The organism is Nocardia noduli (genome assembly GCF_019038455.1).
GTDB lineage: Bacteria > Actinomycetota > Actinomycetes > Mycobacteriales > Mycobacteriaceae > Nocardia > Nocardia noduli.
Genome location: NZ_JAFMPL010000121.1, coordinates 1 through 22,232, shown reverse-complemented (window position 1 = coordinate 22,232; position 22,232 = coordinate 1). Strand labels below are relative to the sequence as shown.

The window sequence follows — 22,232 nt, the reverse complement described above, 5'->3', positions numbered from 1 at the left end:
GTTACGGGCCGGGGGTGCGCGGGAGTGGGCGCGCTCGTGGTCGCTTCACCCGATTCGCCGAGTCGGCCCAGCGATTCGTTCCGCATCGCGGCGGTGGCGAAGCGCCGCATGAAATCGCGGGTGGCGTCGGTGTCGTCGGCGGCCGCGCCGAGTAGCAGGCGGGTGGTCTGGGGGACGGCGAGGGACCAGTTGGCCAGCCCGCAGAAGGCCAGCAGGAGGCGGCCCGCGTATTGCTCGTCGACGCCGAATTGTTCCTGGGCGCGGTCGAATTTGCGCACGTAGTGATCGGCGCGCCAGCCGTCGATGTCGTGGGCGTCGGTGCCGCGGTGCAGGCCCTCCCAGAGCAGCAGGCGCAGCAGTTGCGGATTGTCGCGGTGGTAGTCGAAGAGTTTGGCGACGTAGTCGCCGGGGTCGGTGTCGGCGAGTGGCTGTACGACGTCGAGGAATTCGCGCATCGTGTCGATCAGGATGACGTCGAAGAGTTTGTCCTTGCTGCCGAACAGGCCGTAGATGCGCTCCTTGTTGACCCCGGCGGTGTCGGCGATCCGGTCGACCCTCGCCCCGGCGAGGCCGTAGCGCGCGAATTCGTCGCGGGCCGCGCGCAGTAGTGCCCGCTTGGTCGCGTCGCTGCGCTGGGTCTGTTTCGGTGTCTCGCCCCTGCGGTCGTCGGAAGATGGTCCCGGGGTGTCGCCGCGCCCGGCCGGGGTGCGCGCATCGGTACTGGCCGTCATGATTCCGACTTTACCATTCCTTTAAACCAACTATTTGGTTGACAACTGTTCGGTGGGAAGCCTACCTTCGTGCCATGGCAATGCCGACACTTCGTCTTCCGGCCGAGACTCCGGCTCGGACCCCTGCCGTAGGTGGGTCGGCCCGGGCGCACACCGGCCGTACCCTTCCCGTTTTCGTGCTCTCCGCACTGCTCGCGACCGGGCAGATGTATATACCGATTCCCCTGTTCACCGCGATGAAAGCGGAATGGGGTGTCGGCTCGGGCGCGATGACATGGATCATCAGCGCCTTCGCCTTCGGATACGCGGGCGGATTCGTCCTGTTCGGACCGCTCTCGGATCGCTACGGTCACCGCCGGGTGCTGGTCGCCGGGATGATCGTCGCCGCAGTGGTCACACTGTTGACCGGTCTCGCCTTCGCCGCTCCGCTGGCGATCGCGTTGCGCGTGGTTCAGGGACTGGTCGTCGGTTCCGTACCGCCCGCGATCATGGCCTATGTCGCCACGCGCATCGAGCCCGCGCATCGGGCGGTGGTCACCATGTCGGTGGCGACATCGTTCCTGGCGGCGACCGTGATCGCCCAGATCGTCTCGCAGACCGTCGTCGACGCGTTCCCGTGGCGCACCGTATTCCTCGGCTCGGCGGTACTTTTCGCCATACTCGCGGCGGCACTGCGTTCGGTCATGCTCGACGACGCTCCCACCGGTCGCGACAAACCACTGCGGCACAGTTACGCCGCGATCCCCGCGGTGCTGCGCATCGGTGCGCTGCTGCCGATGCTGGTGGCGGGCGCGCTGAGTATGGCGGTGATGGTCGGCATCTACACCGGAATCGAGATCACCGGCCTGGTCGAGGGTTCCGGCGAACTGCTGACGCTGCGGGCGGGCGCGCTGCCCGTCATGCTCGCGCTTCCGCTGCTCGCCATCCCGCTCGCGCGACTGTCGAAACCGGGGCAGATGATGCTCGGCGTCACCGTGGCCGCGCTGGCCATGGTCGCGGCGACCTTCGAGGGCTCGCACCTCGCGGTCCTGACGGTGTTGCTCGCGGTGCTGGTCGGCGGTCTCGGCGTGATCGCCCCGGCGGTCCTACAGACGGCGGGTGAACTCGGCGGCGAGTCCCGCGCCGCCGCTTCATCGGTCGCGATGTTCAGTTTCTACGTCGGCGCGACCGTCGGCCCGATCGTCGCGGCCGCCGCCGCCCCGCACGGATTCCCCGCCCTGGCATGGACATTGGCGGGGCTACTGATCGTCGCGTTCGCGCTCACGGTGGTCGGATTGCGCATGTCACGGTCAGTGGCGACCGCGTGAGCGTGCGATACCTCCCCGGCCCGGCGAGAGTTTCGACTCCCGCCCTACTTGAGGACGTACGGCGACACCGAACTGCGGTGCTCGCTGATATCGAGGACCTTGCCCAGCGGTGGGAATGCGCGCTGCGGGCAGTTGGCCCGCTCGCAGACGCGGCAGCCCGCGCCGATGGGGGTGGCGGCGGCCTCGCCGAGGTCGATGCCGTCGGCGTAGACGACGCGACCCGCGTGGCGCAGTTCGCAGCCCAGGCCGATGGCGAAGGTCTTGCCGGGCTGGCCGTAGCGGGTGGCGCGGCGTTCGACGGTGCGGGCGATCCACAGGTATTTGCGGCCGTCGGGCATCTGGGCGATCTGAGTCATGATCTTGCCCGGATAGGCGAATGTCTCGTAGACATTCCACAGCGGGCAGGTGCCGCCGCTCGAGGAAAAGTGGAATCCGGTGGCGGACTGGCGTTTCGACATATTGCCCGCACGATCCACGCGCACGAAGGAGAACGGGACGCCGCGCAGTTTCGGCCGTTGCAGGGTCGAGAGACGGTGGCAGATGGTCTCGTAACTCTGCGTGAAGTAGGCCGATAGTCGTTCGATGTCGTAGCGGAAATCCTCGGCGATCTCGTGGAATTGCGTATAGGGCAGCACCGTCGCGGCGGCGAAATAGTTCGCCAGGCCGAGCATGGCCAGTTTCCTGGTGTCCTCGGACGCGAAATTACCTTCCTCGACCAGCTTTTCGAGTAGATCGCCGCATTCGAAGTAGGCGAGTTCGGCGGCGAGTTTGAAGGTGCGCTGCCCGCCGGACAGGTGCGGGGAGATCTCCAGTTGCAACGTTTCGGGGTCGTAGCGGTGCAGTACGCCTTCGCCGAGATCGATGCGTTCCATGATGCGCACGTCGTATCCGCGCAGCAGACGGGCGATCTCGCTGTTCACATTTCCGCCGTGGAAGCGGATGCGGTTGGTGAGTTCCTCGGCGGCGGTGTCGAGTTCGTGGATGTAGTTCTGGCGCTGATAGAAGAAGTCACGGACTTCCTCGTGCGGTTTGCTGATGGTCGCGCTGCCGGAACCGTCGGCGAACCGGTCCTCGGTTGCGGCCGCGAGTTGGGCGCTGGTGTTGCGGTAGCGGTTGTGCATGTTCACCAGGGCGCGGGCCATGCTCGGATGCGCCGAGACCATATCCGCGATCTCCTGGGCGTCGGCCTCGATACCGAGTTCCTGGTCCATGACGACCTCTTGGAGCTCGGCGATGAGCCTGGTGTCGTCCTGGGAGGAGAAGAAGGTCGCGTCGACGCCGAACACTTCGCTGATCCGCAGCAGAACCGGCACGGTGAGCGGTCGCACATCGTGCTCGATCTGATTGAGGTAACTCGCCGAGATCTCCAGCTTCGCGGCGAGTGAGACCTGGCTCAGTCCTCGTTCGGTGCGCAGCTGACGAAGCCGCGCCCCGACGTAAGTCTTGGCCATATGTCCAGTTTATGGGGGTTTTCGCAGCCGTGCCAATGGGCGATTAACAGCAGAGCTGAGCGATATGTCACACCGTCGGGTTACGGTCGTCAGGTGCTGTTCTCGGATGTCGTGCAGGCTTCGGAGACCGTTCGCGCCACCCGGTCCCGGAAAACGAAGATCACCGCCATCGCCGCGCTGCTGGACACGGCCGCGCCCGAGGAACTGGAGCCCGTGGTCTCCTGGGTCTCCGGTGAGCTGCGACAGGGGCGTATCGGCGCGGGCTGGCGTACGCTCACGGCCCTGGAAGGCCCGGCCGCCGAATCCCCCGCGTTGACCGTCTCCGAGGTGGACACCGCCTTCGCCGAGATCGCCGCGACGACCGGCGCGGGTTCGGTTAATCGGCGCAGAGACCTTCTCACGACATTGTGGACCGCGGCAACGGTCGCCGAACAGGCCTTCCTGATCAGGCTGCTGTCCGGTGAACTGCGCCAGGGCGCGCTCACCGCCCTCGTGAGCGAAGCGGTGGCGGTATCGGCCGATGTCCCGCTGGAGCTGGTGCGCCGGGCCTTCATGCTCTGCGGGCAGTTGCCGGTGACGGCCCTCGCGGCACGCACCGGCGGCGTCGACGCGCTGGCGGGGTTCCGGTTGCGGGTGGGACGCCCGGTCCAGCCGATGCTCGCCGCTCCCGGCGCGAGCCTGGAGGAGGCGATGGACGAATTCGGCGGCGAGGTGAGTGTCGAGCACAAGATGGACGGCGCGCGCATCCAGGTGCACCGCGACGGCGACACCGTGCGGGTCTTCACCAGGACGCTGCGCGATATCACCGCGAGTGTGCCGGAACTGGTCGAACTCGTGCGCGGCCTGGATTGCGCCAGTGTGGTGCTGGACGGGGAGACCCTCGCGCTCACCGACGCCGGACGGCCACGCCCGTTCCAGGAGACGATGAGCCGGTTCTCGGTCTTCGACCCGAGTGCGCTGCCGCCGGGGGCCAATCCCACCCGTGAACTGCTGCTGCATCCGTATTTCTTCGACTGCCTGCACCTGGACGGGCAGGATCTGCTCGACGCGCCGCTGCACGAGCGCAGGCTCGCGCTGACGAAAGTGGCGTGCGCGCACAGTATCCCCGCGCTGCTGCGCCCCGACGCCGAAGCCGCCGCCGAATACTTCGACGGCGCGCTGGCGGCGGGCCACGAGGGCGTGATGATCAAATCGCTGAACGCGCCGTACGCGGCGGGCAGACGCGGGCGGGCCTGGCAGAAGGTCAAGCCGACGCACACCCTCGACCTGGTGGTGCTCGGCGCGGAATGGGGATACGGACGCCGGACCGGATACCTGTCGAACCTGCATCTCGGGGCCCGCGATCCCGTGACCGGCGAGCCGGTGATGATCGGGAAGACGTTCAAGGGCCTCACCGACGCGCTGCTGCACTGGCAGACGGCCGAGTTCCCCCGGCACGAACGATCCCGCGACGAGTACACCGTCTACCTGTGGCCGGAACTGGTCGTGGAAATCGCCCTCGACGGCGTTCAGGTGAGTCCGCGATACCCGGGCGGGGTCGCGTTACGTTTCGCGCGAGTCGTCCGATACCGCCCGGACAAGACGGCCGAAGAGGCCGACACGATCGACACCGTGCGGGCGATGCTGCCGGGAGCGTAGTCGATTGCGATCCGGTTCCAGCAGAGGGCAACCGCATAGTAAGCGAACCGGGCGGTATCGCACACTGGTGGGGTGACCGCCGAATTACTGATCCTTCTGATCGTCATCGTCACAGCACTGGCCTTCGATTTCACCAACGGCTTCCACGACACCGCCAACGCGATGGCGACTTCCATCGCCACCGGTGCGCTGCGACCACGGGTGGCGGTCGCACTGTCGGCGGTCCTCAATCTCATCGGCGCCTTCCTGTCGGTGGCGGTGGCAGCGACCGTGGCCAAGGGGATCGTGCAACTCGACGCGGTCAGCGGACAGGCTCTGCTGATCATCGTTTTCGCCGGTCTGGTCGGGGGCATCCTCTGGAATCTGCTGACGTGGCTGTTCGGCCTGCCGTCCAGTTCGTCGCACGCTCTGTTCGGCGGCCTCATCGGGGCGAGTATCGCGGCACTCGGCTGGGGCGGGGTGATCTGGGCCTCCGGTTCGGACGGCGTGCTGACCAAGATCGTGCTGCCCGCCATTCTCGCGCCCATCGTGGCCGCGCTGGTGGCGGCGATCGGCACCTGGGGCGTCTACCGGATCACGCGCGGCGTCGATCAGGACAAGACGACGGCGGGGTTCCGGTGGGGGCAGATCGGTTCGGCGTCGCTGGTCTCGCTGGCGCACGGCACCAACGACGCGCAGAAGACTATGGGCGTCATCTTCCTGGCGCTCGTCGCCCACGGCAGTCTCACCAAGAACGACGACATGCCGCTGTGGGTGATGGCGGCCTGTGCCGTCGCCATCGCCGCGGGCACGTATCTGGGCGGCTGGCGCATCATCAGGACCCTCGGAAAGGGTCTGGTCGAAATCGACTCCCCGCAGGGGCTCGCGGCGGAATCGTCCTCGGCCGCGATCATCCTCACCTCGGCGCATTTCGGGTTGCCGCTGTCGACCACGCAGACCGCCACCGGGTCGATTCTCGGCAGCGGTCTCGGCAAGCGCGCCGAGGTGCGCTGGAACGTGATGGGCCGAATGGCGGTCGCCTGGCTGCTCACGCTGCCGCTGGCCGGTCTCGCGGGCGCCATCTGCTGGGTCATCGCGCACGTCATCGGCGGGTTGGCCGGGGTGTTGGTCGTCTTCGCGATTCTCATCGCGCTGTCGGTCCTGATCTATCTGCGGTCGCGGCGCGATCCCGTCGACACCGGCAATGTGAACGAGTGGCCCGCCGACACGCCCGACCCGGCCGGTGATTCTCGCGTGACTGCGAATCCCGCCGAGCGCGTCACCCCCGTTCCGGTGAACGGCGCGGTGAACGGGAACCCGCCCGCGCCGGAGAACGAGCCGGACCGAGCGGACTCTCGTGGGGCAGAAAGCACCGGCGACCGTCCCCGGCGGTCGGCTACGACGGCACCGCCCACCGGGATTTCCTCGGGCCGGACCACCCGGCGCGGCTGAGGAAGGAATCGGATATGCACACCATCGTCACGAACCTGAACTCGCTGTGGAAGGTCACCCTGGCCGCCCTGATCCTCGGTGCGGGCCTACCGATCGTGTTCGCCTTCGGCGTGCGGCTGTGGACGGCTGCCGATACCGTCGGATCCGACGGCAGCGTGGCCCAACGGAACTATCCGGCCCTGATCGGCGCGCTGACCTGCTTCGCGTTGATCATCGCCGCGATCATCACCGGAATTCTCTATACCGCGAAGGCTTTCCTGGCCGCCAAGTTCGGCATTCATCTGTTCGGACAGTCGTGAAGGGTGCAGCAGTGACCGATCAACCGCAAACCGTCAGGCCGAATATGCTCGACCGGATCATCGGCTGGCTGCGCGCGGGATATCCGCAGGGCATCCCGACTTCGGATTACGTCGCGCTGTTCGCGGTGCTGCACCGGGATCTCACCGATTACGAGGTCGTCGCCATCGCGGGGGAACTCGTACGCGACAACCCGGACAGCACGATCGGGCACGACGATATCGAGGCCGCCATCGCCCGCTTCGCCAAGGAGCAGCCGGACCCGAACGATGTCGCCCGGGTCGCTTCCCATCTGGCCGCGGGCGGCTGGCCGCTGGCGAATCTGCTGCCCGATTCCGACTGACGGCGGTCTGTCCGATGCCGCCCTTCCTGAACGCCATCATCGATTGGCTGCGGGCCGGATATCCGGACGGAGTGCCGGAGGCCGACTACATCCCGTTGCTCGCGCTGCTGCGGCGCAGGCTTTCCGACGAGGAAGTGCGCGCGCTCGCGGCCGAACTCGCCGGAACCGGTGATCTACCGGCCGATTCGACCGATATTCAGGTGATGATCACGAAGGTCACCAACGAGATGCCGTCCGAGGACGATGTCGCGAGAGTGCGCGCCCGGTTGGCGGCGCGCGCCTGGCCCGATCCGGAATCACCGGAATAGGCGGCACCGTCGCCGAGTCGACCGCAGGCCGCGACCGCGTTCCCAGCCGACTCACAGCGCGGTCCCGGCGAACCTCGAGCGGAGCGGGAAAGGATCGGTGAGTCGGCGACGGGCGGGGCCCCTGCCACCTGGGGGCACTCCCTGCTCCCGCCGGTCGCCCGACTCCGGTGGTTCACTGCCCGATCCACCCCTCCGCCGGTCCGGCGGCGCCGCCCCCTCGTCGCGCGCCGCCGGACCGCCTCGGTCGCGACGCGATCACGAATTCGTCGGCGGTGCGGTCGATTACGCGCGATCCGGTATCGCCAGTTTCTCCACCACGACGGTCGGCGCGACCCGGGCGCGCAGGCCGCGGTCGATCTCACCCGCCACGGGGATGACGATCGCGGCCGCTGCGGTCGCCACGGCGTCGGTGAGGATGGCGGGCCAGTCCGGGGCGGATTTCTCCGACAGCGCGGCGATCACCGCCGCCGCGGCGGAATCCCCCGCGCCGGTCACGTTGCCGCTGAACTTCTCCGGGACCGTCGCCGACCAGGCGCCGTCGGCGGTGACGCCCACCATGCCCTGGCCGCGCTTACCGGTGATGATCGCCCGGACACCGCGTTCGATCAACGGGTAGGCGGCGGCGACGATCTCGTCCGGTGTCGTCGAGACGCGGCCGGTGAGTCGTTGCAGCTCTTCGGCGTTCGGCATCAGGACCACGCCCGGCACTTCGGCGGCCAAGCGCAACGCCTCGCCGTCGACGTCGCAGATCGTGGAAACGCCCGCGTCGGTGGCGGTGCGGGCGATATCGGCGGGCAGTCGCGGATCGATGCCTCCGGGTAGGGAGCCCGAGATCACCAGTCCGTTGATATCGGGCAGCAGTCCCGCGACCCTGGTGGCGAGTTGTTCGGCCGCATGGGGATTGGAGATCCGCGCGCCCGGTTCCCACAGCGCCGTCGCGGTACCGTCGTCGGATTCGCTGATCACCACCGTGCGCCGCACCCACGGCAGGGCGTGCACGAAATCCACCGGCAGTTCGAGTTCGGCCGCCGCGGCGAACGCGTGGTCGGAGAAACCCGTTGCGCGAGCGTATTTTCCGAGCTGATTGAGAACTCGGGTCACGTTGATGCCCTTGCCGCCGATGCGCTGTTCGACCGAGCGGACCCGGTGTGCCTGACCCCGCTCGAAACGTTCGACGCGGTAGGTCATGTCGTAAGCGGGGTTCATGGTCACGGTGAGGATCACCTCAACCACTGTCCACGTCTGAGCACTCGGCGCAACTGTAGATTGTCATCAACTATCAGCAGGTCGGCGAACCCGTCGGTCCGTATATCGCCGATTCCGGACAGTCCGGCGGCGCGAGCCGGAACGGCGGTGGTGGCGACGACCGCGTTCGTGAGCGCGACACCCGCCGCGTTCACCGCCCAGGCGAGGCATTCCAGCAGCGTGGCCGTCCCTCCGGCGAGGGAACCGTTCGCGACTCGCGCCACACTGTCGCGCACCGTCACCGGGATCGCGCCGAGTTGGTACTTGCCATCAACCATCCCCGCCGCGGACATGGCATCTGTGATCAGCGCCACATTTCCCGCCGCCGCGGCGAAGGCGAGTGCCGCGAATCCCGGGTCGACGTGCACACCGTCGCCGATCAGCTCGACGACGACCTGCCCGGCCGCCGCGGCGACCAGCGCCGCCGCCACCGGACCCGGCCCCCGATGATGCAGCGGCGGCATCGCGTTGGCCAGGTGGGTCACGAGCCGGGCGGGACCGTCCGGTCGGAGTTCGCGCAGGAAACACGAATAGTCCGCGTCGCTGTGGCCGAGTGCCACCACCGTGCCCGCTTCGCGGAGTCGCTGGGCGACAATGTCGTAACCCGGCAGTTCCGGCGCGATCGTCATCACCCTGAGGTGGCCGTCGGCTGCGGCGAGTAGTCGCTCGGTCTGCCCAGGGTCCGGATCGCGGAGCCACCGGGGGTCCTGCGCGCCGCACCGCGCCGACGACAGGAACGGTCCCTCGGCGTGGATACCGCCGATGGTCCCGTCGGCGGCCAGTTCTCGCAATGTCGTGATCTGGGCGACCATCTCGTCGACCGGTCCGGTGACCACGCTCGCGACGACCGTGGTCGAACCGCGCGAATGATGGAATCGCGCCGCCGCGCGCGCGTCCCGAGCGTCGGTCGTGTCGAATCGAGATCCGTTGCCGCCGTGCACGTGGATGTCGACCAGACCGGGAAGTACCGTCCCCGAGAACGGTGGTACCACCGAATCCGGCTGCCGCGCCGACCATTCCCCGGTCGTCCGCACGTCGGTGATCCGTTCACCGTCGACCGAGATCACGGCGTCATCGATGACATGGGTCGCGCAGACGATACGGCCGCGCACCGTGAGCGTCATCGGTCCAGCATGACCGAACGGCTCAGATTTCGTGGATGGTCCGGGTCGAGGCCGAGGTCGGCGGCGCGCAGTACACACAGCCGATGCACGCGGACGAGTTCGGCCATCGGATCGATATCGCGGTGTTCGAGGTGGGCACCGGTGGCGGCGACGTCGGCCGCGAAACGCGCGTCGAGCGGGCCGAGGCCCCAGACCGCGCGCCCGGGCGCCGAGATACCGATGGGTCCGTGCCGGTATTCGGTGGCGGGGTAGGCCTCGGTCCAGGAACGGCACGATTCGCGCAGCTTCAGCGCCGATTCGTCGGCGAGCGCGGCGGCGAACCCCATCCCGACGAAGGTGATCTGCTCGGCGTGGCGCACCGCCGCAAGCGAGCGTCGCGGATCCTCGGCGAGAACGGTCCGCGCCTGGTCGATCGCCGCTGTCAGATCCTGTCCGAGGTGGTGGCGCAGGATCGCGAGCGCGGTCGTCGCGAAACGGGTCGACACCACCGACCGCTCGTCGACCTCATCGATCAGGACGGGGTCGCCGAGATCGAGCACCGGGGTCCGAGGACTGGCGCAGAGGACGGTGCGCGGCGTGGCGGCGGGCATCCGCCGCATGGCCTCGACCACCTCCGTGGTGGTTCCCGAACGACAGATCACCAGGTAGCGGTCGTAATCGCGGTCGCGGATCCGGCTCGCGGGCCACGCGTCGGTCGTCCCGAGACCGGACTCCTCGCGCAGCGCGGCGAAAGCGCGTGCCATGAACAGGGAGGTGCCGCATCCGATCGCGGCGACATGCTCACCCGGGCGCGGCAGCACGTCGCGATGGGTGTTCGCGGTCACCCGGGCACGCACCCAGTCGTCGGGCTGGGTGGCGATCTCGGCCGCGAGATGGGACGCGTGGGCCGTTCGGGAAGGAATCGGCACCCAGCCAGAATCGTCGGCGGGTTCGATCATGTCAACGTCGGTCAGGAGCCGGCGGCGAGTCCGGTCGGCCCCTGGCTGCCCGGCGTGGGGTCGGGGTCTGGTCGCCCGCCCGGCGTGGGGTCGGACCGTCAGATCGACGACCCGTCCCGGCCCCGCCTCCGCCGCCGTCAATCGGGAACCGTCCGGCGCGGGCCGCGCGGTCGCCATGGCCCGCGCCGCGACCAACGTCTGCGGCTCGGCGGCCGCGGGTCTGGTCGCCCGCCTGCCATGGGGCCGAGGTCCGGTTGGCCGCCCGCCATGGCGACTGCCGCAGGTGTGCCCGCCGCGGGCAGGAGGGGCGGGTGCAGTAAACCTGGGCTGTGGTCGGGCCGTTGGAGACCTGGGCTGCGGGCCGGGTCGTCGGCTGCCCGTCGGACGGCGCTGTATGTAGGCCGGGTGCCCGGTGACCTCGGCGGGAGTCATGAGGCGGCTGCATTCCGCCCGTCGGCCGTCGAGCGCGCGACACCGTCGATGGTCGACGCCCCCCGGTGGCGGCTATTTTCGTGCGTTACAACGGCATTGGCGCGAGACGCCGAATTCGGTACCGTCGCATCGACGGTGCTTCCCACCCCCGCACCGGGGCGCTCGCGGGTGGCGGGCGAACTTCCGGCGCGCGGTAGCATCGTGCGGTGGCACGGCGCGAGGGCGAACTCAAGGATGGACGCAGCTACGGAGGGCTGTCCAAGGAACAGCGGGTAGCGCAACGGCAATCGCGCCTGATGGACGCGGCGCTGGAGTTGTTCGGCACCCAGGGGTACGCCGCCACTTCGATCGAGCGGTTGTGCACGACCGCCAATGTGTCGACGCGCAGTTTCTACGAGGATATGGGCAGCCGCGAAGCGCTGTTGATCGCGCTGGGCAACCGGACCATCTCGCACGCGGTCGAATCCGCACTCACCGCGTTGGAGGCCGCGCGCGACGAGCCGCTGGCCACGCGGGTGGTGGAGGGTTTCCGCGCCTATCTCACCGTGACCTGCCGCGACGCCCGCACCGCGCGCGTGAACTACGTGGAAGTGGTCGGCGTGAGCCAGGCCGTGGAGGAATGGCGTATGCAGCAGCGCAGGCTGCTGTCGGCACTGCTCATCACCGAGGCGGAGCAGGCGGTGGCTCGCGGCGAGACCGCGCCGCGGCGGTTCGAACTGTTCGCTCTCGCGGTGATCGGCGCGGTGAATTCGCTCGCCCAGGAGATGGTGCACGCCACACTTCCCGATGTCGATATATCGCTCGATGAGATCTGCGACGAGATAGCGTATTTCGTCAACTCCGGGCTCGCCGAGCGCTGATCGGGGCGACGCGCGTCCCGGGCACGCGAGTTTCGGCCGTGCGACGGCTCGAGAATCCAGGGACCGACGGCGCGACCGTCCGCGCCCGATGGGATCGCAATATTCCTCGGCGTAACGATGGCGAAATCTGTCGCCGTCATTCGCAATATCGGTGCAACCGACCCCTTCTATGGTGACGGATATGAGCACGGACAGTGAGCCCGGTGGGGCCGAGCGCGGCACGGGCCCCGATCCGGCGGCCGGGGGGACCGGAATCCATATCAGCGGGTTGACCAAAACCTTCAAAGTCGGCCGTCGCACGGTGGCGGCGCTGGATTCGGTGGATCTGCATACCGCGCAGGGGTCGTTCCTGTCCCTGCTCGGGCCGTCCGGCTGCGGTAAATCGACCGTGTTGCGCATTCTCGCCGGACTGGAGGCGCCGACCTCGGGGAAAACCCTCATCAACGGTGAGAGCCCCGCCGAATTGCGCACCCATCACGAACTCGGTATCGCGTTCCAGGATTCGGCGCTGCTGCCGTGGCGGTCGGTGGAATCGAATATCAAGTTGCCGTTGCAGGTCGCGGGTCTGAAACCGGACGCCGAACAGATCGCGGAACTGGTGCGACTGGTCGGGCTGGAGGGTTTCGAGAAGGCGAAACCGGCGCAGTTGTCGGGCGGTATGCGTCAGCGGGTATCGATCGCGCGGGCGCTGGTGGTGAAGCCGACGGTGCTGCTGCTCGACGAACCCTTCGGCGCGCTCGACGATATGACCAGGCAGAAACTGAATCTGGAACTGCTGCGGATCTGGACCGAGAAACCCGCGACCACTCTCATGGTGACCCACGGCATCGCGGAGGCGGTATTCCTTTCCGATGTGGTCGCGGTGATGAGTCCGCGTCCGGGTCGGGTACTGGAACTGGTCGACATCGATCTGCCCCGGCCTCGGCTCCCGGAAATGATGCGCACCCCCGAATTCCACGCGCTGCACGATTACCTGTCGGAATTGCTGTTCGGCAAGACCGGCACCGGCGGGGTCGTGACCGATAAGGCGGGAGGTTCGGTATGAGATATCTCGGTGGTCTGCTCGGATTACTCGGATTGATCATCGGGTGGTGGATACTCGCCGCGGCCGGTGTCGCGGGCGGCACCATTCCGAGTCCGTGGACGGTGGTGCGCACCATGTTCACCGACGGCTGGGACCTCTACGGCCCCAATTTCCGGATCACGGCCGAGGGCGCGCTGAAGGGTTTCGTCTGGGGTAACACGCTGGCGATCGGCCTGGCGATCCTGGTGGTGCTGATTCCGCCGATCGAACCGCTGGCGACCCAGTTGGCCATCCTCAGTTACTGCACACCGCTGCTCGCGCTCGGCCCGATCATCCTGGTGGTGTTCGGCGGTCGCACGCCGACGGTTTTCCTCGCCGCGATGTACTGCTTCTTCACCACGATGGTCGGCACCGTCACCGGATTGCGTTCGGCGGATCGCACCAGTCTGGATCTGGTGCGCGCCTACGGCGGCGGGCGCTGGCAGCAGCTCTACCGGGTGCAGATCATCGCCGCGCTGCCGAATATCTTCGCGGCCTTGAAGATCGCCGCGCCCTCGGCGGTGCTCGGCGCGATCATCGGCGAATACCTGGGCGGCGTCGACAGCGGTATCGGAGTCGCGTTGACCGCCGCGCAGTCCGCCTACAACGTGCCACGCACCTGGGGGATGGCATTGGCCGCCGCCGCGTTGGCCGGTCTCGGCTACGCGGTGGTGGCGCTCACCGCGCGACTGGTCGCGCCATGGACCGCACAGGAGGCCCGGTGAAACGGATCGGATTGTTCCTGCTCCCGCTGCTCACCTCGCTGCTGTTGATGCTGGTGATCTGGGAGGTCTTCCTGCGGGCGTTCCCCGAGGTCGGGCCCCGGGTCGGCAAATCGCCCGCCGATATCTGGCGCTACCTCGTCACCGCGCCCGGCGCGTCGTCCGCGCGGCAGGCGATCGTCGACGACCTGCTGATCACCCTGCGCGACGCCGCCGTGGGATTCGGGGTCGGCATGGCGGCGGCGCTGGTGATCGCCGCGCTGTTCGTCACCGTCTCCACGATCGAGCAGACCTTCATGCCGGTCGCGATGCTGCTGCGTTCGGTGCCGCTGGTCGCGCTGGCGCCGATCATCGTGCTCATCTTCGGGCGCGGGACCGGCGGGGTGACGGTGATGGCCGCGATCGTCGTGCTGTTCCCGGCGCTGGTGATGATCATGGCCGGTCTGCGCAACGCGCCGAAACAGGCCGTCGACGTCGTCGCCGCCTACGGCGGTTCGCGCTGGACGGCACTGCGGATGGTCTCCATCCCGGCCGCGCTGCCTTCGGTGTTCGCGGCGGCGAGGATCTCGGTGCCCGGTGCGTTGATCGGTGCGTTGATCGGTGAATGGCTCGGCAGTGGAACGGGTCTGGGCGCGAGTCTGATCCGCGCCATTCCCACCTTCCAATACAACAAGTTGTGGGCGAGCATCGTCATCGTGACCGTCGTATCCGTGGCGCTGTACGCGATCGTCGGCGTCATCGAGAATCTGGTGCTCGCGCGGTTCGGCCCCGACGCCGGACGGAGTTAGGTTCTGTCTCGAGTCTGTGCCGGGGTGGGACCGGCCCGATATTCGCGGTCGACGCGGGCGAATCAGCGCTCGGAACCTGAAAGTAAAGAAAAGGAAACCGATCGAACCTAGATTCGGTCCATGACAGCAGTGTTCGCCCGTCGCTCATTTCTCCGCTACTCCGCGCTGACCGGAGCCGTCCTCGGCGGCGCGGGTGTGCTCGCCGCGTGTGGCGATGATTCGAGCAGTTCTTCCGGTGGCTCCACCCCGGACGGTTCCAAGTTCGGTACCGTCGCCGTCCAGCTCTCCTGGCTGAAGAACATTGAATTCGCCGGTGAGTACTTCGCGGATTCGAAGGGCTATTTCCGTGACGCGGGCTTCGGCTCGGTGAATCTGATCGCGGGCGGCGCCGCGAGTACTTCCGCCGAGGCCGGGCTCGACACCGGGAAGGTCTGGCTCGGCCTGTCCGCGCCGCAGACCACCGCCCCGGCCGTTCTGGAAGGCCTACCCGCCAAGATCGTCGGCACCACCTATCAGAAGAATCCGTTCTGCATCGTCAGCGCGGCGGGTAAGCCGATCAAGAGCCCGCAGGAGATGAAGGGCCGCAAGATCGGCGTCCAGGACACCAACCAGCTGATCTTCAACGCCCTGCTGGCCGCCAACGGCATGACGCCGAGCGATGTCACCATCGTCCCCGCGCAGTTCGACCCGACCCCGCTGGCCAACGGTGAGGTCGACGGCTGGGTCAGCTACGTCACCAACGAGCCGATCACGCTGGCCGCCAAGGGTTTCGCCAACACCAATTTCCTCTTCGCCGATTTCAACCTGCCGCTGGTCGCGGAAACCCTGACGGTGACCCAGTCCACCATCGACAACGAACGCGACAAGTTGAAGGCGTTCCTGGTCGCCGAGATCAAAGGCTGGAAGGACGCGGTCGCCAACCCGGCGGAATCGGCACGACTCGCGGTGGAGGTGTACGGCAAGGATCAGAAACTGGATCTGGCCGAACAGACCCTGGAGGCGACCGCGCAGAACGATCTGGTGATGTCCGCGAACACGGCGGCCAACGGGCTGCTGAGCATGACCGATCAGCTCATCGAACAGAACATCGCGGCATTGCGCACGGCGAAGATCGACATCAAGGCCGACCAACTGTTCGATCTGTCGATCCTGCGCGAGGTCTACGCGGAAAACCCCGGTTTGCAGTAGTCCCGACGGGTTTCGGCGCCGAAACGCCCCGTGAGCTCTACAGAGCCACCGATGTCTCGGCGCCGAACGCTCGCTCGGCGTGGATCACATCGGCTTGCTCAGGGTGGATCCGGACACTCCGTCCCGACTTCGTCGCCAGCAGTTCGGCGGCGATCGCCACGGCGTGTTCCGTGGCGGTGCGGGCCCCGATATCGAGCCCGGCGGGGGAGTGCAGGCGGGCCATCATCATTTCTCCGAAGCCGCCCGCGCGCAGATCGGCGATGCGCCGGTTGTGCGACGCCAGGGTGCCCGTCGCGCCCAGATAGCCGAATTCCGGCAATCGCAGCGCGACCGTGAGCAGCGGAATCTCGAACATCGGATCGTTGGACAGCACGACAATCGCTGTACTGGAATCTATTTCGCCCTCCGAGGAGAGGGTGTTCAGGTAGCGGTGCGGCCAGTCGACCACCACCTCGGCACCGGGGAACGCCTCCGAATCGGCGACATCGTCGCGTGAATCGCAGATGGTCACCCGGTAGCCGAGTAGTCGGGCCTGCACGTTGAGCGCCGAGGCGATCGCGTTGGCGCCGAAGATGATCAGACGCGGCGGCGGCGCGAACGAGGAGACGAACACATCGGATTCGGGCAGCGCGACCAACTCGGTGTTGTGCCGCTTGTCGGTCACCAGGTGCTGACCGATCAGATCCTCGTCCGGATTCCACACCACGGTGAACACGGTGACCCGCCGATGCGAGGCGATCTCGGAGGCGACGGTCGGGAATTCGGGGAAATCGCGGCGTGAGAACGGTTCGGCGAAGACGTCGATCATCCCCCCGGCGTCGCCGCCGGACTCCCCGGCCGGGACACCGAACCGGTGCATGGCCCGCCTGCCGGTCCGCGCCGCCGCCACGGCCGCCTCGCGGACCGCCGACTCGACCGAGCCGCCGAGCGCCGAGCCGTACACGCCGCCGTTGGGATCGACCAGCATCGCCGAGCCGACGCTCAGCGGCCCGGACCCCACGGTCCGCACGACGGTGGCAAGGCCTCCGGTGCGGCCGGAATGCCACACCCGCAATAGGTCATCGACGATGTCGCGCATCAGTTTCTAGCTCCGATCATCGGACGTCGTGGCCGGGAAATCGCGATCGAGTCCCGTCGCCACATCGTCGCACGTGACGCACACCATATCCTCCCGACCGGACAAATAGGTGCGGGCTCCCGAATCTCCTACGGCGACTCTCCACACCGAGGTCCAGTGCTCGTGGCCGATCACAACCGGATGTCCCGGTGTGCCGTGGAACACAGCGCGGGCGATTCCACTCTCGGCGGCGAAGGCCGCGGCGGTCACCCTGGCGACCACGGCGGCGCCGACATCGGGGGTGTCGACCGGCATGATCGCGACGTATTCGGCCGGGGTGTCGGCGGCCGCTTTCAGCCCGGCCCGCAGTGACGCGCCCATCCCGGTCGCCCAGTCCGGAGCCCACACGTGCCGCGCGTCGGTCGGCAGGGCGACCGTCGCCGGGGCGGGTCCGGTCGCGCCGAGCACCACGATGACCGGATCGCAGCCGCCGTCGCGTAGAGCGGCCACCGCGGCGCGCAGCCAGGCGCCGCCTTCGGCGAGCACTTTGGGATAGCCGTATCGGGTGCCCGCGCCCGCCGCGAGCACGATGCCCGCGCAGGTAGGCCCGGACGTCGTCGCGAGGTCGGGGGGAACCATGATCGCCACCGTAGCGGCGCCGCATTGCTCGCGGGTTACCTACGGACTCATATCGGGCGAATCCTCGACACGCCGGAATGATCACTCTCTTCCGGGTGGCGGCGTGGCGTGTCGTGTTCGATGCTTGACCGATGACAGACGACGTGACCGACACGGCGGGTTTCGACGCGATGCCCGACGACGTCGCCACGCGCGCGCTGCTCGACTGTTGCTCGTCGCCCGCGTTCGCCCGCGCCGTACTCGCGGGCAGGCCGTACCGCACCGTCGAGGATCTGCTCGCCGCCGCCGACGCCGCGCTCGCCGCGCTGCCCGAATCCGAACTCGATCTCGCGCTGTCCGGGCACCCGCGCATCGGCGCGCGACCGCGTTCGGACGCGTCCGCGCGTGAACAGGCCGGGGTCGCCGACGCGGGCGATAGCGTCAAGCTGGCATTGGCCGAGGGAAATCGGGCATACGAAGAGAAGTTCGGCCATATCTACCTGGTCTGTGCCAGCGGCAGATCGGGGGCGGAACTGCTCGAACTCCTGACCACCCGGCTCGGCAACGATCCGGCGACCGAGAGGCGAATCATGCGCGCCGAACTGGGCAAGATCAACCGCATCCGACTGCGGCGGCTGCTGGCGGACCTCGCGTGAGCACGCTGAGCACGCACGTGCTCGACGCGGTACGCGGTGTGCCCGCGGCCGGTGTCGGTGTCGCCCTGCACACCGGGGTGCGATTGCTCGGCAGTGGCTCGACCGATCAGGACGGCCGGATCGCCGAGCTGGGACCGTCACTGGAACCCGGTGTGCACCGACTGGTTTTCGACACCGGCGCCTACTTCGCCGGACTCGGGCTCGACACGTTCTATCCGGAGGTGTCGATCGCCTTCACCGTGGGTGCGTCGCGGCATTATCACGTGCCGCTGTTGCTGTCGCCCTTCGCCTTTTCCACCTACCGAGGGAGCTGACGCCCATGGAATTGACCGGTCCGATCGTGCTGTCCGACAACCGATACGGCAAGGCCGAGAATCGGATCGTCCGGATCTATCGGGACAGCGCGCGGCACGAGATCCGTGACCTGAACGTCAGCACGGTGCTGCGCGGCGATTTCGCCGACGCCTATATCTCCGGTGACCAGTCGAAGGTGCTGCCCACCGACACCCAGAAGCAGACCGCCTACGCCTTCGCCAAGAAACCCGGCGTGCAGCCGGTGGAGGATTACGCGCTCACGCTGGCCGCCCACTTCGTCGACGAGACCGAACCGGTGCACAGCGCCCGCGTCGAGATCGAGGAATTCGCCTGGCAGCGAGTCGCCGTCGGTGGACTCGAACACGACCACACCTGGGTGCGGCAGGGTCCCGAGGTGCGCACGGTGACGGTGACGGTGGCGGGCAAGGGCGTCGAGCAGCGGGCCTGGGTCATCGGCGGCGTCGACGACCTGGTGATCTTGAAATCCACCGGATCGCAGTTCGCGGATTTCCTCGTCGACGATTTCACCGTGCTCGAACCGACCAACGACCGGGTGCTGGCCACCGCCGTCAACGCGCGGTGGCGTTTCGCGGCGACCTCGGGGGTGGAATGGGACGAGGTCTACGCCGGGATCCGCGCGGCCATGATCGAGGTTTTCGCCACGCGGTATTCGAAGGCCTTGCAGCAGACGCTGTTCGACATGGGCAAAGCCGCGCTGGAGGCCTATCCCGTACTCGCCGAGGTGCGGCTCGCCGCCCCGAACAAACATCATTTCGGCTACGACCTGGCCCGATTCGGGATCGAGAACCACGGCGAGGTCTTCCACGCCGCCGACCGGCCGTACGGATTGATCCACGCGACCGTGTCGAGGCAGGACGCGCCGCCCGCCGGGCCCGCCTGGGAACCGTGAGCCGGATTCTCGTCCACGCACACCGAAGTCCATGCACGACAACGCCGTTCGTCGGCGACCCCTCGATGCTCGGGAAAGTGGGACTCCGATGACGGCAGCGCCGACTCTGGTGATCGACGGTTGCGCGATCGCGACCGTCGACGCGGCGGGCACCGAATACCGCACCGGGCACGTGGTGGTGCACGGCAACAGGATCGGGGCGGTCGGCGCGGGTCCGGCCCCGATCACCGACGCACCCCGCATCGACGGCGGCGGCTGCCTGCTGACGCCGGGGCTCGTCAACACCCACCACCACCTCTACCAGTGGATCACCAGGGGTCTGGCCGCCGACAGCACCCTGTTCGAATGGCTGACCACGCTGTATCCGGTCTGGGCCGGTATCGACGAGGAATCGGTGCGGATCGCGGCCACCGGCGCGCTCGCGGCGCTGGCCCGCACCGGATGCACCACGACCACCGACCACCACTACGTCTTCCCGTCGGCGGGCGGTGATCTGCTCGGCGCCGAAATCGTCGCCGCCGCCGACGTCGGCCTGCGTTTCCACCCCTGCCGGGGTTCGATGGATCTCGGCGCGAGTTCCGGCGGACTGCCGCCCGACGACGTGGTGGAATCGCTCGACGCGATACTCGCCGCGAGCGCCGACGCCATCTCCCGCTGGCACGACCCGTCCTTCGACTCGATGCTGCGCGTCGCCCTGGCGCCCTGCTCACCGTTCTCGGTGACCCCGGACCTGATGCGGGAATCGGCCGCGCTGGCGCGCGACTCCGGTGTCCGGCTGCACACCCACCTCGCCGAAACCGTCGACGAACAGGATTTCTGCGCGTCCGCGTTCGGCTGCACGCCCGCGGCCTACATGGAACAACTCGGCTGGCTCGGACCCGATGTCTGGTTCGCCCACGCCGTCCACCTCGACGACGCCGCCATCACCGCGATGGCGGCGACCGGCACCGGTATCGCCCACTGCCCGACCTCCAACGGCCGCCTCGGCGCCGGTATCGCCCGCACCGCCGCACTGCTCGTGGCCGGTGTCCCGGTCGGGCTCGGCGTCGACGGCGCGGCCAGCAACGAGTCGAGTTCCATGATCGAGGAACCCCGCAACGCCCTGCTCTACGCCCGCGCCGTCGGCGGACCGCGCGCGATGAACGTCCGCACCGCACTGGAACTGGCCACCATCGGCGGCGCCCGGGTCCTCGGCCGCGAAGCCGAGATCGGTTCGATCGAACCCGGCAAACTCGCCGACCTCGCCCTCTGGCGTCTGGACACCCCCGCCCACGCCGGTATCGACGACCCCGTCACCGCCCTGATCCTCGGCTCCCCACCACCCCTGGCCGCACTGCTGGTCAACGGACGGGAAGTGGTCCGCGACGGCGAGGTGCGCACCGTGGACGAATCCGTCGTCGGCGCCCGGGTCGCCCGCGCCCAGGCCGCATTGGTCGCCGCCGCCGGATAGCGGCGGGGCACCATCACCGTCGGAACGGTCTCGACACATTCGCCGACCATGTGGGACACTTTCGAAAGATTCGAAAGCTCATTCGTAACGTTCGAATAAAGTCGTCCGGGCGAGGAAGGTGCGACAGTGAACGCGCAGGCGTTGGAGCAGAAGACTTTCATCCCGGCGGACGACCACGAACAGCTCGCGCCGGTCCTGAGTTTCCTGACTGCCCATGAGCGGCGGGGAGCGGCGGCCGACCCCGGTTACGCGCTGGTCGGCATCGATGAACACGACCGCATCGAGCTTCCGGAGAACGTGCACCAAGCGTTGAAGCAGGTTGTGGCAGCGCTGCTGGCAGGAAAGGCGGTCACCGTTGCCCCCCACAGCACGACGCTGACATCGCAGCAGGCCGCGGATCTGCTCGGTGTCAGCCGCCCCACGGTGAAACGGTTGATCGAGAAGAACGAGCTGGCCGCGGAACGTGTGGGTACGCGGCATCGCCTGCGGCTGGACGATGTACTCGCATACCGCGATGCTCGTCGTCGACGCCAGTACGACGCTTTGGCGGCGACGACCGTCGACATCGATAGCGAAGATGATCCCGCCACGGTCCAAGAGCAGCTGCGCGCTGTTCGCCGACTGGTCGCCGAACGTCGAAATACCAAGGGCTGAAACAATCGGCGGATGTTTGCCGCCGTGCTGGACACCTGTGTTCTCTGGCCGAGTCTGCAGCGTGACTTCCTGCTGTCGTTAGCCGTGGAGAACCTCTACCGGCCACTATGGTCCGAACGGATTCTGGAAGAACTGGAATGTCACGAGGCGCTGAAGCTGGGTAGCCGGGGCGAGGATCGGCAGGTCGCGGAAACGCGCGCACACACATTGATTCAGCGCATGACCTCCGCGTTCGATGATGCCGTCGTGGAGCGTTGGCAGCCCTACGACGGCACTTTCGGACTCCCGGATCCCGATGACGAGCATGTGCTGGCCGCGGCTGTCGCGGGCGGTGCCGGCGCCATTGTCACCAGCAATACGAGGGACTTCCCGAGGAACAAGGTCCCGGAGCACATCCACGTACTCGGTCCCGCGCATTTTGCCGCCGACACCGTCGCAGTCTCGCCGGACGCGGCGCTGAGGGCAGTCGAGGCTTTGTCGCGGCGATTCAGGCGGCCCCCGGTCGACGTGGAGCGGGTGCTGACCGATCTGCGCACCCGATACGGAATGGATGAAGCCGTCGAGCTGATCCGCAACGTCGATCTCTCGGCCGACGGGGTGGCTCGTTCGGGACGATACTGAAGGGGAGGAGGTCGGGCGTGGTCGAATTCACGGCCTGATCGGATCGGTCCTGGTCGGAGGGGGTGGGCCGGGGCGCGGTAACGGG

24 protein-coding genes are annotated in these 22,232 nt (G+C 67.8%); 17 read left to right on the top strand and 7 right to left on the bottom strand.

Annotated elements, in window-relative coordinates; translation table 11 throughout:
* Window positions 1-731: TetR/AcrR family transcriptional regulator (locus JZ792_RS36095; RefSeq protein ID WP_216917386.1), on the bottom strand; the 731-nt coding region annotated here is incomplete at its 3' end.
* 176 nt (window positions 732-907) lie between these two features.
* On the opposite strand from JZ792_RS36095, the gene JZ792_RS36090 reads away from it, so the two are divergent.
* Window positions 908-2,038, top strand: coding sequence for an MFS transporter (locus JZ792_RS36090; protein WP_308165594.1), 1,131 nt, complete (start codon window positions 908-910; stop codon window positions 2,036-2,038).
* Window positions 2,039-2,082: 44 nt separating this feature from the next.
* Here JZ792_RS36090 and ramB read toward each other — a convergent pair whose 3' ends face one another.
* A complete protein-coding gene (gene ramB / locus JZ792_RS36085) occupies window positions 2,083-3,489 on the bottom strand; it encodes an acetate metabolism transcriptional regulator RamB (protein ID WP_216917384.1) in 1,407 nt (468 codons plus the stop codon).
* A 93-nt stretch (window positions 3,490-3,582) separates the two neighbouring features.
* Between ramB and JZ792_RS36080 the strand changes: the two genes are divergently transcribed.
* The 5 genes from JZ792_RS36080 (at window position 3,583) to JZ792_RS36060 (ending at window position 7,506) form a co-directional block, all read left to right on the top strand.
* Window positions 3,583-5,127: an ATP-dependent DNA ligase gene (locus JZ792_RS36080; protein ID WP_216917383.1), complete on the top strand. Its 1,545-nt coding sequence runs from the start codon at window positions 3,583-3,585 to the stop codon at window positions 5,125-5,127.
* 72 nt (window positions 5,128-5,199) lie between these two features.
* On the top strand, window positions 5,200-6,558 hold the full coding sequence (locus JZ792_RS36075; protein ID WP_216917382.1) for an inorganic phosphate transporter: 1,359 nt from the start codon (window positions 5,200-5,202) through the stop codon (window positions 6,556-6,558).
* A gap of 14 nt (window positions 6,559-6,572) precedes the next feature.
* The gene (locus JZ792_RS36070) at window positions 6,573-6,857 is read left to right on the top strand and encodes a hypothetical protein (protein ID WP_109528945.1); all 285 of its coding nucleotides are present in this window, start codon (window positions 6,573-6,575) and stop codon (window positions 6,855-6,857) included.
* Window positions 6,858-6,868: 11 nt separating this feature from the next.
* Entirely contained in the window at window positions 6,869-7,198 is a 330-nt protein-coding gene (locus JZ792_RS36065) for a DUF3349 domain-containing protein (protein ID WP_438804426.1), read from the top strand.
* Between the two features lie 14 nt (window positions 7,199-7,212).
* Window positions 7,213-7,506, top strand: coding sequence for a DUF3349 domain-containing protein (locus JZ792_RS36060; RefSeq protein WP_216917381.1), 294 nt, complete (start codon window positions 7,213-7,215; stop codon window positions 7,504-7,506).
* 282 nt (window positions 7,507-7,788) lie between these two features.
* Here the strand turns inward: JZ792_RS36060 and JZ792_RS36055 are convergent, their stop codons facing one another.
* The 3 genes from JZ792_RS36055 to JZ792_RS36045 are packed head-to-tail and all read right to left on the bottom strand — an operon-like array spanning window position 7,789 to window position 10,783.
* The gene (locus JZ792_RS36055) at window positions 7,789-8,730 is read right to left on the bottom strand and encodes a hexose kinase (protein WP_308165593.1); all 942 of its coding nucleotides are present in this window, start codon (window positions 8,728-8,730) and stop codon (window positions 7,789-7,791) included.
* A complete protein-coding gene (locus JZ792_RS36050) occupies window positions 8,727-9,875 on the bottom strand; it encodes an N-acetylglucosamine-6-phosphate deacetylase (protein WP_216917380.1) in 1,149 nt (382 codons plus the stop codon). Before JZ792_RS36050 ends, JZ792_RS36055 begins: the two co-directional genes overlap by 4 nt.
* Window positions 9,872-10,783, bottom strand: a complete 912-nt coding sequence (locus JZ792_RS36045) for an SIS domain-containing protein (RefSeq protein WP_254190817.1) — start codon at window positions 10,781-10,783, stop codon at window positions 9,872-9,874. The genes JZ792_RS36050 and JZ792_RS36045 overlap by 4 nt, the downstream gene beginning before the upstream one ends.
* A gap of 668 nt (window positions 10,784-11,451) precedes the next feature.
* On the opposite strand from JZ792_RS36045, the gene JZ792_RS36040 reads away from it, so the two are divergent.
* From JZ792_RS36040 to JZ792_RS36020, 5 genes are all read left to right on the top strand, one after another.
* Window positions 11,452-12,105 carry a TetR/AcrR family transcriptional regulator gene (locus tag JZ792_RS36040; RefSeq protein ID WP_216917378.1) on the top strand — a complete coding sequence of 218 codons (654 nt, stop codon included), beginning with the start codon at window positions 11,452-11,454 and terminating at the stop codon, window positions 12,103-12,105.
* Window positions 12,106-12,286: 181 nt separating this feature from the next.
* Window positions 12,287-13,150 (top strand): ABC transporter ATP-binding protein, encoded by an 864-nt coding sequence (locus JZ792_RS36035; protein ID WP_216917377.1) that lies wholly within the window; start codon window positions 12,287-12,289, stop codon window positions 13,148-13,150.
* Complete coding sequence (locus tag JZ792_RS36030) at window positions 13,147-13,893, top strand: ABC transporter permease (RefSeq protein WP_216917376.1); 747 nt, start codon at window positions 13,147-13,149, stop codon at window positions 13,891-13,893. The genes JZ792_RS36035 and JZ792_RS36030 overlap by 4 nt, the downstream gene beginning before the upstream one ends.
* Window positions 13,869-14,678 carry an ABC transporter permease gene (locus JZ792_RS36025; RefSeq protein ID WP_216917375.1) on the top strand — a complete coding sequence of 270 codons (810 nt, stop codon included), beginning with the start codon at window positions 13,869-13,871 and terminating at the stop codon, window positions 14,676-14,678. The genes JZ792_RS36030 and JZ792_RS36025 overlap by 25 nt, the downstream gene beginning before the upstream one ends.
* 120 nt (window positions 14,679-14,798) lie before the next feature.
* Window positions 14,799-15,866, top strand: coding sequence for an ABC transporter substrate-binding protein (locus tag JZ792_RS36020; RefSeq protein ID WP_216917374.1), 1,068 nt, complete (start codon window positions 14,799-14,801; stop codon window positions 15,864-15,866).
* Window positions 15,867-15,903: 37 nt separating this feature from the next.
* Here JZ792_RS36020 and JZ792_RS36015 read toward each other — a convergent pair whose 3' ends face one another.
* Together JZ792_RS36015 and JZ792_RS36010 are read right to left on the bottom strand one after the other, a co-directional pair.
* Complete coding sequence (locus tag JZ792_RS36015) at window positions 15,904-16,944, bottom strand: XdhC family protein (RefSeq protein ID WP_216917373.1); 1,041 nt, start codon at window positions 16,942-16,944, stop codon at window positions 15,904-15,906.
* A gap of 6 nt (window positions 16,945-16,950) precedes the next feature.
* On the bottom strand, window positions 16,951-17,562 hold the full coding sequence (locus tag JZ792_RS36010; protein WP_216917372.1) for a nucleotidyltransferase family protein: 612 nt from the start codon (window positions 17,560-17,562) through the stop codon (window positions 16,951-16,953).
* 131 nt (window positions 17,563-17,693) lie between these two features.
* Here JZ792_RS36010 and uraD point away from each other — a divergent pair, with 131 nt between their 5' ends.
* From uraD to JZ792_RS35980, 6 genes are all read left to right on the top strand, one after another.
* Window positions 17,694-18,197 (top strand): 2-oxo-4-hydroxy-4-carboxy-5-ureidoimidazoline decarboxylase, encoded by a 504-nt coding sequence (gene uraD, locus JZ792_RS36005; RefSeq protein ID WP_216917371.1) that lies wholly within the window; start codon window positions 17,694-17,696, stop codon window positions 18,195-18,197.
* A complete protein-coding gene (uraH, locus tag JZ792_RS36000; protein ID WP_216917370.1) occupies window positions 18,194-18,511 on the top strand; it encodes a hydroxyisourate hydrolase in 318 nt (105 codons plus the stop codon). The genes uraD and uraH overlap by 4 nt, the downstream gene beginning before the upstream one ends.
* A gap of 5 nt (window positions 18,512-18,516) precedes the next feature.
* Window positions 18,517-19,422, top strand: coding sequence for a factor-independent urate hydroxylase (gene pucL / locus JZ792_RS35995; RefSeq protein WP_216917369.1), 906 nt, complete (start codon window positions 18,517-18,519; stop codon window positions 19,420-19,422).
* Between the two features lie 88 nt (window positions 19,423-19,510).
* Window positions 19,511-20,872: an 8-oxoguanine deaminase gene (locus JZ792_RS35990; RefSeq protein ID WP_216917368.1), complete on the top strand. Its 1,362-nt coding sequence runs from the start codon at window positions 19,511-19,513 to the stop codon at window positions 20,870-20,872.
* 126 nt (window positions 20,873-20,998) lie between these two features.
* Window positions 20,999-21,526 carry a helix-turn-helix domain-containing protein gene (locus tag JZ792_RS35985; protein ID WP_216917367.1) on the top strand — a complete coding sequence of 176 codons (528 nt, stop codon included), beginning with the start codon at window positions 20,999-21,001 and terminating at the stop codon, window positions 21,524-21,526.
* A 12-nt stretch (window positions 21,527-21,538) separates the two neighbouring features.
* A complete protein-coding gene (locus tag JZ792_RS35980; RefSeq protein WP_216917366.1) occupies window positions 21,539-22,147 on the top strand; it encodes a PIN domain-containing protein in 609 nt (202 codons plus the stop codon).
* The last annotated feature ends 85 nt before the right edge of the window (window positions 22,148-22,232 follow it).

Coding starts and splice junctions, on each gene's coding strand:
- ramB (WP_216917384.1), bottom strand. CDS start 3,489: ATGGCCAAGACTTACGTCGGGGCGCGGCTTCGTCAGCTGCGCACCGAA.
- JZ792_RS36070 (WP_109528945.1), top strand. CDS start 6,573: ATGCACACCATCGTCACGAACCTGAACTCGCTGTGGAAGGTCACCCTG.
- JZ792_RS36060 (WP_216917381.1), top strand. CDS start 7,213: ATGCCGCCCTTCCTGAACGCCATCATCGATTGGCTGCGGGCCGGATAT.
- JZ792_RS36050 (WP_216917380.1), bottom strand. CDS start 9,875: ATGACGCTCACGGTGCGCGGCCGTATCGTCTGCGCGACCCATGTCATC.
- JZ792_RS36035 (WP_216917377.1), top strand. CDS start 12,287: ATGAGCACGGACAGTGAGCCCGGTGGGGCCGAGCGCGGCACGGGCCCC.
- JZ792_RS36030 (WP_216917376.1), top strand. CDS start 13,147: ATGAGATATCTCGGTGGTCTGCTCGGATTACTCGGATTGATCATCGGG.
- JZ792_RS36025 (WP_216917375.1), top strand. CDS start 13,869: ATGGACCGCACAGGAGGCCCGGTGAAACGGATCGGATTGTTCCTGCTC.
- JZ792_RS36020 (WP_216917374.1), top strand. CDS start 14,799: ATGACAGCAGTGTTCGCCCGTCGCTCATTTCTCCGCTACTCCGCGCTG.
- JZ792_RS36015 (WP_216917373.1), bottom strand. CDS start 16,944: ATGCGCGACATCGTCGATGACCTATTGCGGGTGTGGCATTCCGGCCGC.
- JZ792_RS36010 (WP_216917372.1), bottom strand. CDS start 17,562: ATGGTTCCCCCCGACCTCGCGACGACGTCCGGGCCTACCTGCGCGGGC.
- uraD (WP_216917371.1), top strand. CDS start 17,694: ATGACAGACGACGTGACCGACACGGCGGGTTTCGACGCGATGCCCGAC.
- pucL (WP_216917369.1), top strand. CDS start 18,517: ATGGAATTGACCGGTCCGATCGTGCTGTCCGACAACCGATACGGCAAG.
- JZ792_RS35990 (WP_216917368.1), top strand. CDS start 19,511: ATGACGGCAGCGCCGACTCTGGTGATCGACGGTTGCGCGATCGCGACC.
- JZ792_RS35980 (WP_216917366.1), top strand. CDS start 21,539: ATGTTTGCCGCCGTGCTGGACACCTGTGTTCTCTGGCCGAGTCTGCAG.